At 51.3% G+C, this 14592-nt stretch carries 10 protein-coding genes; 6 read left to right on the forward strand and 4 right to left on the reverse strand.

The window, feature by feature from the left end; genetic code table 11:
• Positions 1-553 precede the first annotated feature (553 nt).
• Both J0A65_RS10595 and J0A65_RS10600 read right to left on the reverse strand, forming a co-directional pair.
• A complete protein-coding gene (locus tag J0A65_RS10595; RefSeq protein WP_206594147.1) occupies positions 554-2572 on the reverse strand; it encodes a phosphocholine-specific phospholipase C in 2019 nt (672 codons plus the stop codon).
• A gap of 99 nt (positions 2573-2671) precedes the next feature.
• Positions 2672-5020, reverse strand: a complete 2349-nt coding sequence (locus tag J0A65_RS10600; RefSeq protein WP_232849874.1) for a TonB-dependent receptor — start codon at positions 5018-5020, stop codon at positions 2672-2674.
• 162 nt (positions 5021-5182) lie between these two features.
• Between J0A65_RS10600 and J0A65_RS10605 the strand changes: the two genes are divergently transcribed.
• The 5 genes from J0A65_RS10605 to J0A65_RS10625 all read left to right on the forward strand — a co-directional run bounded on the left by J0A65_RS10605 (position 5183) and on the right by J0A65_RS10625 (position 12473).
• Positions 5183-5953 carry a DeoR/GlpR family DNA-binding transcription regulator gene (locus J0A65_RS10605; RefSeq protein ID WP_206594148.1) on the forward strand — a complete coding sequence of 257 codons (771 nt, stop codon included), beginning with the start codon at positions 5183-5185 and terminating at the stop codon, positions 5951-5953.
• Positions 5954-6046: 93 nt separating this feature from the next.
• Positions 6047-7405, forward strand: a complete 1359-nt coding sequence (locus J0A65_RS10610) for a DASH family cryptochrome (RefSeq protein ID WP_332874328.1) — start codon at positions 6047-6049, stop codon at positions 7403-7405.
• A complete protein-coding gene (locus J0A65_RS10615; protein ID WP_206594150.1) occupies positions 7402-8880 on the forward strand; it encodes an FAD-binding domain-containing protein in 1479 nt (492 codons plus the stop codon). Before J0A65_RS10610 ends, J0A65_RS10615 begins: the two co-directional genes overlap by 4 nt.
• The gene (locus J0A65_RS10620) at positions 8881-9042 is read left to right on the forward strand and encodes a DUF2256 domain-containing protein (protein ID WP_206594151.1); all 162 of its coding nucleotides are present in this window, start codon (positions 8881-8883) and stop codon (positions 9040-9042) included.
• Positions 9043-9200: 158 nt separating this feature from the next.
• Positions 9201-12473, forward strand: coding sequence for a S41 family peptidase (locus tag J0A65_RS10625; protein WP_206594152.1), 3273 nt, complete (start codon positions 9201-9203; stop codon positions 12471-12473).
• Between the two features lie 144 nt (positions 12474-12617).
• Here J0A65_RS10625 and J0A65_RS10630 read toward each other — a convergent pair whose 3' ends face one another.
• Together J0A65_RS10630 and J0A65_RS10635 are read right to left on the reverse strand one after the other, a co-directional pair.
• A complete protein-coding gene (locus J0A65_RS10630; RefSeq protein ID WP_206594153.1) occupies positions 12618-13196 on the reverse strand; it encodes a hypothetical protein in 579 nt (192 codons plus the stop codon).
• A 151-nt stretch (positions 13197-13347) separates the two neighbouring features.
• Positions 13348-13926, reverse strand: a complete 579-nt coding sequence (locus J0A65_RS10635) for a hypothetical protein (RefSeq protein WP_206594154.1) — start codon at positions 13924-13926, stop codon at positions 13348-13350.
• A gap of 116 nt (positions 13927-14042) precedes the next feature.
• Here J0A65_RS10635 and J0A65_RS10640 point away from each other — a divergent pair, with 116 nt between their 5' ends.
• Positions 14043-14522, forward strand: coding sequence for an IS110 family transposase (locus J0A65_RS10640; protein WP_206594155.1), 480 nt, complete (start codon positions 14043-14045; stop codon positions 14520-14522).
• Positions 14523-14592: the final 70 nt, after the last annotated feature.

Genomic DNA, 14592 nt, shown 5'->3' on the forward strand with positions numbered 1-14592 from the left:
TAATGCTTGCTATTGTCATAACCCCAGCTTCATTTATCGATGCCAGTACCTTATCTCATCTCTTAACAACAGGATGACAGCGCTGTCATTTTAAAAAATACGAAAGTGGCAGCACCCCAACAGGTTTACTTCCTCTTACAACCATGTAGGAGCAGTGCATGTATCTTCTCATCAAAAACATTGCACCGAGTCACAAGTACCAAGGCTTCCCTGCGACCTTAAAGTTAATAAATAACTATATATTTTTATAATTATCGTTATTTATTAACATCATTTAACATTAAGGTGGTTACTAATTCAACTGCATTTTGCCTTAAGACTTGTCTGTTTTTTGTGGATCGCAGCCATCTGGCTGCCTCATAAAGGCGTAGCTAGCATTTAGAAATAACAATTGGTGGGCTTGTGGAGATGGAGTGGAGGTTGGTAGATGTCCACTTGTAGAAGTGAAATCCGTCGCGGAGCATTTTTTGTGTTAAGTCTCCGTCAGCCAATATTGCAAAACCCCGCAACAAACAGAAAGCCACCCGCTTGAGTGGCCTGTATTAGCAAAGAATCAACCGGGCAAACGGCCTGCGTATTGGCGCATAAACTGCCCGTCTGCGTCCTCAATACTCAAGTCATAAGCGCGATTAGCATCCATATTCAAGAGCACAGACTTACCCGTAGTCAGAGGTTGCATCTCATCTTGCTGGCCCTGCCGATAACGCAACGTCTGGCCCTGCCCCTGAAGTTGCAAACCCTGACGGGTGCGCTCCAGAGTAACACTGACTTTTTCGTCCTTAAAACCTTTAAAGCGACGGTGGAAACCTTCCGGCCCCATTAGCTGCAAGTCATAACGTCCCTCGATGAGTGGCCATTCGGCCCGCAATCTTCCCTTGGCTGCCAAGGTATAACGCCTGGGGATGGCACCAAGATTCAATCGGTCGTAAACCTGCAGCACCGCGGCCCGCTGACTGAGGTTTTGCATTTGCACCACAAGCTTGTCGGCTTTTATGCTGCAGTCGACATTCAGTTCGTACAGACAAGGCCGGTATGGTTTATGGCCAGGTAGCTGAGCAATCTCGGTTAACTCGGCCGGAATTGGCGGTACGGTACGCTCCTTAAACTCAGCGGCGCGCAATGCATCCTGATAGGGCGCGGGTAAATGCGGGAAGCTGGTTTTGTTGGGATTGGCAAAATCAAAAGCACTGAGAAAATCCCCACAAACCGCGCGTCGCCAGGGGCTGATATTAGGTTCCATCACACCAAAGCGGGCTTCCAGGAAACGGATCACCGAGGTGTGGTCCATCACCTCAGAGCACACATAACCACCACGGCTCCAGGGCGACACCACATAAGCAGGCACACGTGGCCCCAAGCCATAAGGTCGGCCTCTTAGTTCGGGCTTATCCAATTTGGCATTATGTTTGTCGGGGTGTTGATGGTATTCCCCCTGGGTCGAGATTTGTGAATGACCGGCAAAACCGGCATCTGAATCGGCATCCGGTGATGGGGGAGCTGGCGGCGGCACATGGTCAAAAAAGCCGTCGTTCTCATCAAACATGATAAACAACACGGTTTTAGCCCACACGTCCGGATTGGCAGTTAGCGCATCCAGCATATCAGCGGTATAGGCTGCGCCTTGCGCCGGACTGGACGGGCCGGGGTGCTCGGAGCCTTCTGCGGTGGCAATCACATAAGACACCGCTGGCAATCGGTCGGCCAGTACATCTGCCTTCAGCCTGTCCAGTGCGCGGGTTGTCAGCGCACGTTTTAGCAACTCGGGGTTAGCGCCTTCGCGCTTGGCGTAGGCGTCACGGTAGGCTTTAAAGCCCACCAGCGGATTGTCGGTAAAGTTGTCGCCCATATCCTGATAAATAGTCCAGTCGATACCCGCCTGTTGCAAACGCTCTGGGTAGGTCATCCAGGTATAGGACGCTTTGGGGCCGTCATTTTCCGGCAGATTGTCATGGGAGTTGCCCACTGCCGGTCCGCCATATTGGCCCTGACCATCATTGCAGCCAGTCCACAAAAATAAGCGATTGGGGTTGGTACCTGCGTGCATAGAACAATGGTAGGCATCACACAGGGTAAAGGCATCGGCAAGAGCAAACTGGAAAGGCATATCCTGTCGCTCAAAATAGCCCATGGCATGCATGTGTTTGGCATCCGGCCACTGGTCCATTCTGCCGTGATCCCAGGCTAACTGCGCATCTGTCCAGGAATGTGGGGTACCTTCTATCCGCATATGGGCAAAGGTCTGGCGGGTATTTAACGGGAAAGGTGAAATCAATTCAGGGCCAGGCTGGCTGGTATTCAACTGGGTAAAGACCGTACGTTCGGCCAAACCGGCAACAGCTTTAACCGGTGCCGGATAGGGATCAGAAAAGCCCCGCACCCCTGGCATAGTGCCAAAATAATGGTCGAATGAACGGTTCTCCTGCATCAGGATCACCACATGCTGCACATCCTCAATCGTGCCGCTTTTTACTCGCGCCGGAATACTCAAGGCCCTGGCGATTTGTGGGTAAGCCATGGCCAGCCCCGCCACCCCGCTGCCGGCCAAAAACTGCCGCCGACTGATACCACTCATAACGAACTCCTATGTTAACCCGACAGGCTATTCAGCCGGTCGAAAAAAACAAAACGGGCCGCAGCGGTAATCAGCCACGGCCCTGCCATAGTCACCGCATTAGAAATCGGCGCTGATGGATAAGCTGACGGTACGCGGGGCTGACGGGAACACCGAGCCACTGTATACGCCGCTGATAAACTCCTGATCAAACAGGTTGTTGACGTTCAAACGTGCCGACAGCCCTTTCAGGTTGGGAGCGATATTGGCTAAATCCACACCCACGTAGAGATCCGATACGGTGTACGACGGTGCCACCTGGGCATTATCGTAGTTAATGTATCTGTCACCCACAAAGCGTAGTGACATACCCGCGCTTAGCACTTCCCCCATGTAGTCGGCCGCCACCACATACTGGGTTTTAGGTGAACCATGCACACGGTTACCGGCAACAACTTTGGCTTCTTCATCCAGCGCCGCGGAGCCCGTGCCGACAAAGGTGGCTTTATTGTAGGTGTAAGAACCAGACAGACTGAAACCATTGCCCAGATTGTACGAGGCCATCATTTCCAGACCATTACTGTCGATACCGCCCAGGTTGTAATACACCCCATCCACCTGGCTAAGGTAGTCGATACCTGTCACGGCACCGTCTTCGATAAACACAATACGGTTTTCAAAGGCAATATCGTAGTAAGTCACGGCGAATTGCAGGTCACGTCCTTCGTATCGCATTCCCACTTCAATATTTTCTGCGGTTTCCGGCTCAATACGCGACAGCTCTTCTGCACTAGAGCCGCCAACGCGGTCTTTACTGATGGCAGAGAAGTTCTCGGAATAACCGGCAAACACTTCCAGGCCTTCAACCGGCGTGATGTAGTTCACCCCAAAGGAGAATAAAGGATCAGAGCTGGAAGAGTGAGATACCGGCTGATCGCTGCCGATAGGCTGATGATAGTCGGTGTCGACCTTAAACTTCTTCAAGCCAAGACGAGCGGTAAAGTCGCCCATATGCGCCACTTCTTCCAGGTAATACATGGTCTCGTCAATCTGATATTCGCTGATGTACTGCACCCAGTAAGGCTTTTTATCAAAGGCCGGGCCAACCAATACGTTGCTGATCTTGTGCCAGTCACGGGTACTGGACGATTCACCATCTTCATACCAGATCCCGCCGCGCAGGCTGTGCTCTATGCTGCCGGTGGTAAAGTGGTAAGCCACATCAGCAGTAATCCCCACTCGGTCATTTGTGTAGTGGGTATGACGGTAAGACATCACAGGTAATACGTTGTCGGCATAGCAAGCCGGATCATTGTTTTTATTAAAGCCAACAGTAGGTACACAGCTGTCACTCGGCACGGCGGCGCTGCCATCCGGGTTTACAAAGAAGAAACGGTCAATCTGCGAACCGCCATATTGGGTTTCGCCACCAACAAACTCAGATTGTGGGTTGCCCGCGCCGTCGTCTTTAATATTAACCAGATAAGGCGGCACCCAGTCACCACGACCTTTCATACGGTGCTTGTATACCGAGGTCTGGAAATCCCAGTCACCAAAATCTTTTTCTACCTTAGCGTAGGCAAAAGTGTTTTCACGCAGGGCACGCCAGCCGTCCCGATAGTATTCATTGACCGCAGGAATATCCGTCCAGGTCATATGCAAAGCATCGTTACGCGGATTATTGTTGTAGTCATCCAAAGAGATGGTTTCAAACTCGTGTTCGTTGGCGTCGTTATAGGAGATAAAGCCGGTCAGCTTATAGCCGTCAATCTCGGAGGTGATTTTGGCCATACCATAGTCACGGGTTACCTCGGCGGCATTGTTGATCCAGTCTTTTACCGACGACGATGAAGCACTGACAAAGGCATGGGTATTAGCAGCAATTTCGCCGGTGTCGTAGCGGAAGTAATATTTACGCGCATCCTGGTCGCCAAAGGCGGTAACCAAGCGCATGGCCTGCTCATCCAGCGGGTCACGGGTAATAAAGTTAAGTGTACCGCCCAGGGCTTCGTTGGAGCGTGAGCTGATATCGGCAGTGCCCTGACCCACTTCTACGGTTTCCAATTCCAGCACGTCAATATAACGGTTGGCTTTACTGCCACCACCGTAGCTGGAACCGCCATTGGGCAGACCATCGATAGTCGTACCAATTTGGTTGGCGCCACCGCCAGTGTTAAAGCCGCGCATGAAAATCGCCGTCAGCCAGTCAGAGGCACCAAAGTAGTCGCCTTGGGTAACCAGTACGCCCGGTAGTTCATTCAATACGTCGTTAACCGAAGCTACTGCAGCCTGGCGTTCAATCATGGTGTCGGAAACATGAGACGTTGCGAAAGTTTGCTTTTGCCCCAGTACCACAATTTCATCAATATTTGAGTTATCAGCAGTTTCTGCGTTCTCCTCTGCGATAGCGGCCTGGCTGATACCAAGTGCAAGCGCAGATAAAGCGAAGCGTTTGAGGTTAATGTGCATCTGTGTTCCTTAAGTGGTTGTGAATCTTCGGGGCAAAGTTTTAACAACCTAAGATGACAAAAACATGATACTTTTATTGCTTTACGTTGTTTTGCATTGTTTTATGTTGGTTTTTATAGTGCTATATACGAGTTTAGCCATAGATTCACAGCGGGAGATCTTATGACCACGGCAGAGCGCTTAATCGAAGTCATGAATATTTTACGACTGGAACAGTCCTGCTCGGTCAGTGAGCTAGCCAACCGGCTGAACGTCACCATGGAGACTATCCGCCGGGATATTCGTAATCTGGAGCGCGATGGTAATGTGATCAAGCTGCATGGCAGCGTGCGCCTGCCAGACGTGCTGCTTGAGCCCAGTTACAAAAAACGCATCAATATGAATGCAACGCAAAAACAGGCTATTGGCCTGTGCGCCGCCGGCTTTGTGCAGGACGGCATGACAGTGTTTATCGACTGCGGTTCCACCAGTTATTGGTTGGCCAGGGCATTAAAAAAAGCCCGCGGTTTGCAAGTGGTGACCAACTCTCTGGATATCACCAACGAAGTGCTGGGTCGCCAGGACTGGCGCTGTGTTTTTGTCGGCGGTCAGATGAATACCGACTACCGCGCCGCGCTGGATCAGGAAGCCATTAACCAGGCTCGCCGCTTTGTGCCTGACTTGCTGTTTATGTCTATCAGTGCACTTGATGCCGAGCGGGGTTTTTTGGATTTGAACCTGCAGGAAGCCGACTTTAAACGCTCGTTGCTGGGTAATGCCCGTAAAAATATCGTGTTAGCCGACGCCAGCAAATTCAGTAAGGCCGGCGCCATACTCACCGCGGATTTCCAGGATATTGATATGCTGGTTTGTGACCAGATGCCGCAAGGCGAGCTTGCCGACGCCCTAAATCACGCCGGTGTGGAAATCATCGTGGCCCCGACTCAGGCTTAAGCACCAGAAAAAACCACCATCAACCAATTACCCTATCGATCGTTTTCCTCACACCTCTCGTATAAATCGCTCTGGCAACGCAGAGGAGCGATGGTGGCAGGAAAACGCGGACTCTTTATTTTTAACCGTGACCTTAGGGTTCAGGACAATCTGGCCCTGCTCGCTATCTGTAAACAAGTGGATAGCCTGGATTGTATCTATGTACATAATCCGGCACAGGCGAGCGCTGATAATTACGGCTGTAAGCAGTTGGGGCAACACTCACAGCAATTTCTGCTACAAAGTTTGCACCAGCTAGACAATGAGCTGCAATTGTTCGGACAACATCTCAAGGTGCTGTCCGGCCCACTAATAAGCAGCATCGACAACTATCTCCAACATCACCAGATTGACCTGGTGGTACAAAGCGCTCCTTACGGCACCGACGAGCAACGCCTGGCAGATTCGCTGGCGAACAAGCTTTCAGACCTGGGCATTACGTATCAGCAGGTCTGGCAACATACGCTTTTTTCACAGACGCAACTGCCGTTTAGGCTTAGTGCGCTGCCAGCCCATTTCACGCCTTTTAGGCAAAAAATCGAGCCTCTTTTTCCTGACGTTGCCAACAGCCAAGCACTGATTTCAATGCCACCACCAGTGACAAAAGCTTCCCCCTTAGCGGCTTTTTCACGAGACACAAAACAGCACATCCAAGACTTTCAGGGCGGCTGTCAGGCCGGTATTGCCCATCTGGTAGCGTACTTCGGCACGGATGCACCTCTGACATACAAACAAACCCGTGACCAACTGGACAGTTGGACATCTTCAAGCAAGCTTAGCCCCTGGCTGGCCTGGGGCTGTTTGTCGGTGCGCCAGGTTTGGCAACAGATATTGAATTACGAACAACAAAAAGGGGCGAATCAATCCACCTACTGGCTTAAGTTTGAGCTGCTTTGGCGGGAGTACTTTCACTGGTATTTGCAACGTCATCAACACAAGGTGTTTGGTTTTTCCGGCATCCACGGGCGTGCGCCGCTGACCACCTTCCATGCAGACTATTTTGCCATATGGTGTGCAGGTAATACGCCTTATCCTTTGGTTAATGCCATCATGCACCAACTTAACCAGACCGGTTACATCAGCAATCGCGCCCGCCAGATTGCCGCCAGTTGCTGGGTAAACGAATTGCAAGGAGACTGGCGTTACGGCGCCGCGTATTTTCAACAACAACTGCTGGATTATGATGTAGCAGTTAACTGGGGAAACTGGCAGTACATCGCCGGGGTAGGCGCAGATCCCAGAGGTGGTCGCCGTTTTGATCTGGAGAAACAAACACGCCTGTATGATCCGGATGAACGCTACATCCGCCGCTGGCAAGGCGAGGCAACTTGCCAGCCATTGGCAACCAGGGATGCGGTTGGCTGGCCAATGCAGACCTGTGCCGAGGCTGTATCTGCAGGCAACCAAGCATGAGTGCGCCGAATAAGCCGCCCCTGAATATCGTCTGGCTCAAACGGGATTTGCGCTTGTCTGATCACGCCCCCCTCTGCCAGGCAATGCATGCTGAGCATCCGGTGTTACTGGTCTACATAGTTGAGCCTATGCTCGTGCGCGACCCCCATTACGATCTTCGTCACTGGCGCTTTATTTACCAGTCACTGGCCGATATGGCGCGACGGTTGCCGCCACAAGCGCTGTTGGTACTGGAGGGGGAGGCCCTGGATTGCTTCAACCAGTTGGCCCGGCTCTACAGTATCAGGCAGATCTGGAGTTATCAGGAAACCGGCCTGAGCAATACCTTTGTGCGTGACAAAGCCGTTGCTAAGTGGTGCCGGGCCAACCACATAGCTTGGCAAGAGTGTCAGAACGGCGCGGTGATCCGGGGCCTGCCACACAGAGAGCACTGGGATCAAGCCTGGCAACAAGTGATGCGCGCGCCGCTTAATGAGGTGCGGCTTGAAGAGATTCCCTGGCTGTCGGCAGATAGCGAGCGGCTCGAATTATTACCCAGGTTCAACGCTCCAGACAGTTGGCGAAAAACCGATCCGCACTTTCAAACCGGCGGAGAAAGGGCAGCGTTTAACACGCTCAACAGTTTTTTTGCCGGGCGGGGCAAAAATTATGCGAAAGCCATCTCCAGTCCCGAACACAGCCGTGAAGGCTGCTCACGCCTTTCCCCTTACCTGGCATGGGGCAACATCAGTTTGCGCCAGTGCTATCAGCATCTGCTCCAACATTGGCAACGCCCTGGCTGGCGCTATGCGCTTGCGGCCCTGTCATCCCGTTTGCACTGGCACTGCCACTTTATTCAGAAGTTTGAAAGCGAATGCCGCATGGAGTTTGAGCATATTAACCGCGGCTATAACACGTTACCTTACCTGCAAGGCCCAGATACCGAAACACGCCTGGCCGCCTGGCAACAGGGGCAAACTGGCTACCCCCTGGTTGACGCCTGTATGCGCTGCTTACATGCCACGGGTTACATCAACTTTCGTATGCGAGCGATGCTGGTGAGTTTTCTCTGCCATCATCTGATGCTCGACTGGCGCCTCGGTGTAACCCATCTGGCCCGGCTGTTTCTCGACTTTGAACCCGGCATTCATTATCCACAGTTTCAAATGCAGGCCGGCGTGACCGGCACCAACAGCATCAGAATTTATAACCCGGTTAAACAATCAGAAGAACAGGATCCGCAAGGCCACTTTATCCGTCGCTGGGTTCCCGAGCTCAATGATCTACCAACCGCCCTGATCCATCAGCCCTGGCACCTCACCCCCATGGAACAACAGATGTACCAGATGCAGTTGGGAGTGGATTATCCCTTGCCCCTGGTAGATATCCAGCAAAGCGCCCGGCATGCCAGGGAACTGCTATGGGCATGGCGAAAACGCAGCGAGGTAAAACGTGAAGCCAGCCGCATTCTGGCCCGGCATGTGAGGCCTGGCTAAATGAAAAGAAAGGGTAAAACCGTCAGTAAAGCCAACCTGCCCTCCAAGGTCTGCATGCAGTGCCAGCGCCCCTTTAGTTGGCGCAAGAAATGGCAGAAGAATTGGGACGAGGTGAGATTCTGCTCGAAACGCTGCAAACAATCACAGAAAACAGAAATGTAAATACCCGGTTACATGACGCGGGTTGCACAGGGGACGGTGAGCTGTTTCAATTCTCGCCAGACAAGCCAAAATAACTGACTGATCTAGCTAACTTTATTTCAAGCAACAGCGCCTCACTAACGCTGTTTGAAATTCAGGCACCTGAAGGAAATAACAAGATGAAGAAGACCACCCTCGCCCTGTTACTGGGCTCGCTCTCTACCCTGGCCGCGGCCCCCGCGCTGGCCGGTACCAAAATGCTGCAATCCCCCACCATCAGCGATAGTCATATTGCTTTTGTGTACGCGGGTGATATTTACCGCACCGATAAAAAAGGCCAGAACGTTACCCGCCTGACCAGCCATGCAGCAGAAGAGAATCAGCCGCATTTCTCCCCGGATGGAAAATGGCTGGCCTATACCGGCGCTTATGACAACAATCAGGACGTGTATATTATTCCCACTCAGGGTGGTCAGCCACAGCGCCTGACCTGGCATGCGGGTAGAGATGAGGTGGTCGGCTGGTCCGAAGACGGCAAAGCGGTGCTGTTCACTTCCTACCGTGAAACCGCCAATGGCCGTACCGGCCAGCTGTATCAGGTAAGTATCGAAGGCGGTCTGCCAGAGCAGATTATGCGTGCCACCGTGGCCGACGCGGATTTGTCTGCCGATGGCCGTTACCTGGCCTATAACCCCCATCAACCGGCCCATCGTGGCGGCAGTGGCTGGCGTAACCACCGCGGCGGCACTACCCCACCGGTGTGGATTTACGATCTCAAACGCCATAGCTACGAAGAAGTCCCTCACGGCAATTTCAGTGACACTAACCCCATGTGGGTCGGTGACAAGGTGTATTTCCTGTCTGATCGCAATAAAAGCCGCCAGTTGTTCGCCTTCAACAAAGGCAAACTCAATCAGGTTACCGACAACACCCAATGGGACATCACCAGCGCCGATGCCCACGGCGATGAGGTTGTTTATGCACAGGGCGGCGAGCTGTATGTGCTGGACAGCAAAAAAGGCCGCAGCACTAAGCTGGATATCAGCCTGAATGTGGACTTGCCGCAGTGGCGCGCCGAGTGGAAAGACGCTATGCCGTCGATGACCAACGCGGTGCTTTCGGCTACTGGCAAGCGGGTACTGATAAGCGCCAGGGGCGAGATTTTCAGCGTACCAGTAGAAGACGGTGCCAGCAAAAACCTTACAACCAGCAGCGGTAAGAACGAGCGTGACGGCCTGTGGTCACCCAGCGGTGAAGAGCTGGTGTATATCACCGATGAGAAAGGTCAGTACCAAATCGTGGTAGCCGACCAGTTTGGCCAGGAGAAGCGCCGTTTCGCCGCTACCGACAAGCCTGCCGATGTGTATCTTCGTCATATCAGCGGTGACGGCAAACATCTGGTCTTCAGTGATTCCCGCCAAAAGTTGTGGTTAATGGCGCTGGACTCAGGCAAGAAAACCGAGGTGATGGAAGATATCGCCATGCTGGGTTTTGACAGCGCAGTATCAAATGACGGTCGCCTGCTCGCCTATACCAAGCGCAATACCAATTATCTTGCCGACCTTTATGTGTATGAGATTGAGACAGGTAAACACCACAAAATCACCGACGGGATGAGCAACAGTGCGCTACCCGCTTTCAGCCCTGACGGTCAGTACCTGTACTTTGCATCGTCCACCAACAGTGGCCCAACGGCCTTCTTCCTGGATATGAGCACCCAGGAAAAACCGCAGCGTTTCGGTCTGTATGCCGTGGTTTTGGATAAGCAGGGTAAATCGCCACTGCTGCCCAGACTGGCCGATGAAGAGGCAAAATCTGACGACAGCGATAAGGATAAAGACGCCAAGGACAATAAGGATAAAAAAGACGACAAGGATAAAGCCAGCAAAGCGGCTGACCTCGATGGCGTAACGCAGCGTGTGGTGGCCTTGCCGGTAGATAAACGTTTCTACACTAAGCTGGCGGTAGGCAGTGACAATAATCTGTATTTTGTCGAACACAGCCAGGCCGGTGCCGCCGTGGAAGCCAGCGGCAACCCCGAGCGTGACGCCGATCTTAAGCGTTTTAATCTGGAAAAACGCGAAGTACAGGATGTAGAAAAGCAGGTGTTTGATATCAGCACCTCCGCCGACGGTAAAGTGCTGCTGCTAACCGGCAAGGGCAACAAGCTCAGCACCGCCAAAGTCGGCGACAGCATTAAAGCCACGCCACTGAAAACCGACGGGGTGCAGGCCCTTATTGACCCAAGACAGGAATGGGCACAGATTTTTGCCGAAGCCTGGCGTAATGAGCGCGACTACTTCTACGACGCCAATATGCATGGCCTGAACTGGCAGAAAGTTTATGAACAGTTCCTGCCGCTACTTAAGGATGTGGGACGTCGTGAAGACCTGAACTGGCTGATCCGCGAGATGATCGCGCAAATGGAAGTCGGTCATAACGTGGTATACGGCGGTGATGGCCACAAAGAAAAGCCGGTGAAAGTCGGCATGCTGGGGGCGGATTTCAGCATTGAAAAAGGCCAGTACAAGATTGCCGGTATCTTTACCGGCGAGCGCTGGAACCCTGAATTACATGCGCCACTGGCAGTGCCCGGCATTGATATTCAGGAAGGTGACACCCTGCACGCCATTGACGGCCAGCCGCTGTCTGGCAAAGACAATATCTATCGTTTGTTAACCGGCAAGGCCAATACCCAGGTACGTCTGCTGGTCAGCCGCAGTGGTAAGGAACAAGATGCCAAAACTGTGGTGGTGGAAACCCTCGACGACGACCGCAAACTGCGCCACTGGCACTGGGTGGAACAAAACCGCCAGTATGTGTGGGAGAAAACCAATGGCAAAGCCGGTTACGTGTATCTGCCCAACACCGCCGGAGCCGGTTACACCAACTTTAACCGCATGTTCTACGCCCAGGCCGACAAACCTGCCATGGTGATTGACGAGCGCAGCAACGGTGGCGGTCAGGCCGCCAACTACATCACCGATGTGCTGTCACGCCAGTATCTGGCCGGGTGGAAATACCGCTCAGGCAGTATGGTGCTAAGCACCCCGGCCACCGCCGTATATGGCCCCAAAGTGATGCTGATTGACCAGGATGCCGGCTCCGGCGGTGACTTCCTGCCTTACAGCTTTAAACGTATGGAGCTGGGTAAACTGATCGGCAAAACCACCTGGGGCGGCCTGATTGGCGTGTCGGCCAACCGTAACTTTGTCGACGGCGGCCGCTTAAATGTACCGCACTTCCGCTTCTTTACCCCCGAACATGAATGGCGGGTAGAAAACGAAGGGGTAGCACCGGATATTGATGTGGAACTGGATCCTGTGGCCGTTAACCGCGGCGAAGACCCACAGTTGCAGCGTGCCATTGCCGAAGTGCTAAAAGATCTGGAAAGCTACAAACCGGTGCGCTTTGATCAGGCACCGGCTATGCCCAAAGAAGTTGGTAAGTAAGGGGTGTTTTGCTGGTGATGGTGTTTTGGTCATTGGCATACTTACTTAATTAAAAAAGCTGCAACTTGGTTGCAGCCTTTTTGTTGGTTTACGCGTTTTGTATTTGAGTCCGCAAGCTTTTAGTTACACGACTTCCTTGTCTTGTTAGCTCCTGACACTCTCAAGTAGGGTGTGGGCTATTTGGCACTCTGCGATTATTTGGCTGAGAACTCTCGAATGCATTTCATCATGCTGCTGCAGATATGGGATTAGCTCAAATAAATATATTTCCGTTTTGTTCTCTAACTTTATTGCACGCCTCAATTGAACTGTTTCTGTTGCAAGCCTCTCCACTTGGCTGCTGAGCGCCTCAATTTTCTTAAGGGAGCTCCATAGTTCAATGCTTTTCTTGGGTTTGAAGTCTGAAACCAAAAGCAGCAGGTCTGCTGATGTTGGTGGAAAGTCTGTTTGCGGTTCTAGTGTTAGCTTTCCTTCGCTCAGCCTGGACAGCTCATTTGCGACGATTCCGAGATTTTGAGTTGCAACTCTAGCTGTTTCATCGATTGCTGCTTGGGTGATTGAGACAACCTGCGCATTTTTCTGTTTCTGTTCCACGGCACCAGTGACCCGGTACCAGATAGCGCTTCCAGCCACACCAATGCAGAGGCCGATAACTTCTTTTTGACCCCAGAACTCAATGAATGATGTGAGCGTAGCAAGAGATGCATTCCATAGGTTTTCCAATTTTCAATTCCTTTGGTTTAGCTACGGCTTAAAGAGAAGGAGCTAACGCTCAAATCAGGCGACCGAATTGATGCGTGGATTTTAGTGCTATCTTAGCGCGAAGCGCCAGCACTAAAAGCCGCGCAGCGATTTGGGTCGCTTGGATTTTTTTTTAGGAGGCATCCTCGATTGTATTCGAGCTTAGTATTTTGATCCTCTCCAACGATTTCGAAAAGAACTTTTCACATAGTTGGTAGGGTATCGTATAGTAAAAATCTTGAGAGGTAACGATGTTATAAAACACTGAATTACTTGAATTTGGCTTCATTTCATATTTGTAATCCATTACAACCTCTTTATTAGTAACTAATGCGCTTTCAAGATCGGCATAAGTTATGTTCAGGTCGGATTTACCTTTTGCATTCTTCAATGTCGACTCAACTTCATTTTTCAGTGTTATGTATTGGTTCTCCAAAAATGCTCTGGACCCATCAGACAACTCTGGATAGAGCTTATCTAGTAAATGAGTGTGGCGACATTCTCTACCGTTATCTATTTCCCAGAATATTTTGACAATGAGTTCAAACACTACCGCATTTAAAAAATAGCATGTGGCATTAATTTGGAAAAAATCATCTCGAATAAACTTTTCATGATGAGATTGATCTGCCGGCTTAATTGAAAGTTGAATTTTTGTGCTTTTAATAAAGCTTTCTGCTGCTCTTATTTTCTCTTCCGTGCAACTCAACATGGACACCTCCTAACAGATACTTAGACTCCCTTTATTTTCAGCTCTCATACACTTATTGCTGAGTTGAACTATTGAGGAGCAATGATATGAAGCAGGTTACTACTGTTGGCGTCGACTTGGCAAAAGATGTTATTCAAATCTGCGTTGTAAGTGCTTCAAAGGTAAAAGAAAACAAAGCACTGTCTGCCAGGCAGTTTGAAAACTGGCTGGCTAGCTCATCTTCAAGCACTGTTGTGTTTGAAGCCTGTATGACGGCTAACTATTGGTATCAAAGGGCCGTCGCTCATGGTCATCACGCAAAGGTTATCTCTGCCAATGTGGTTCGGGCTGTCAGGCAAAATCAGAAAACGGATGCCAACGATGCCCTCGCCATTGTGCAAGCAGCTTCCCTTCCCAATTTACGTTTGGCCAATGTGAAGTCACGGTATCAGCAACAACTTCAGTCTCTGATGCGCATGCGTGAACTGACCATCAAGCAACGTGTGGCGGCCGTGAATCAACTTAAAGCCATCATGCTGCGATCAAGGGGTCCGATCAAGGGGTCACCCATTAATCAGCCGTGTCAAGTAAACAGCAGAATTCTTCCCGGTATTTAAATGATATCGGGATGTGAGAAAGTGAATTTCCGCCCGGTAATCTGTTTCGCGTCGTTTTTTCGTCGTGCGG

Origin of the sequence: Bowmanella yangjiangensis (assembly GCF_017255015.1) — a bacterium.
Classification (GTDB): Bacteria; Pseudomonadota; Gammaproteobacteria; order Enterobacterales; family Alteromonadaceae; genus Bowmanella; species Bowmanella yangjiangensis.

Coding starts and splice junctions, on each gene's coding strand:
- J0A65_RS10595 (WP_206594147.1), bottom strand. CDS start 2,572: ATGAGTGGTATCAGTCGGCGGCAGTTTTTGGCCGGCAGCGGGGTGGCG.
- J0A65_RS10600 (WP_232849874.1), bottom strand. CDS start 5,020: ATGCACATTAACCTCAAACGCTTCGCTTTATCTGCGCTTGCACTTGGT.
- J0A65_RS10605 (WP_206594148.1), top strand. CDS start 5,183: ATGACCACGGCAGAGCGCTTAATCGAAGTCATGAATATTTTACGACTG.
- J0A65_RS10615 (WP_206594150.1), top strand. CDS start 7,402: ATGAGTGCGCCGAATAAGCCGCCCCTGAATATCGTCTGGCTCAAACGG.
- J0A65_RS10620 (WP_206594151.1), top strand. CDS start 8,881: ATGAAAAGAAAGGGTAAAACCGTCAGTAAAGCCAACCTGCCCTCCAAG.
- J0A65_RS10625 (WP_206594152.1), top strand. CDS start 9,201: ATGAAGAAGACCACCCTCGCCCTGTTACTGGGCTCGCTCTCTACCCTG.
- J0A65_RS10635 (WP_206594154.1), bottom strand. CDS start 13,926: ATGTTGAGTTGCACGGAAGAGAAAATAAGAGCAGCAGAAAGCTTTATT.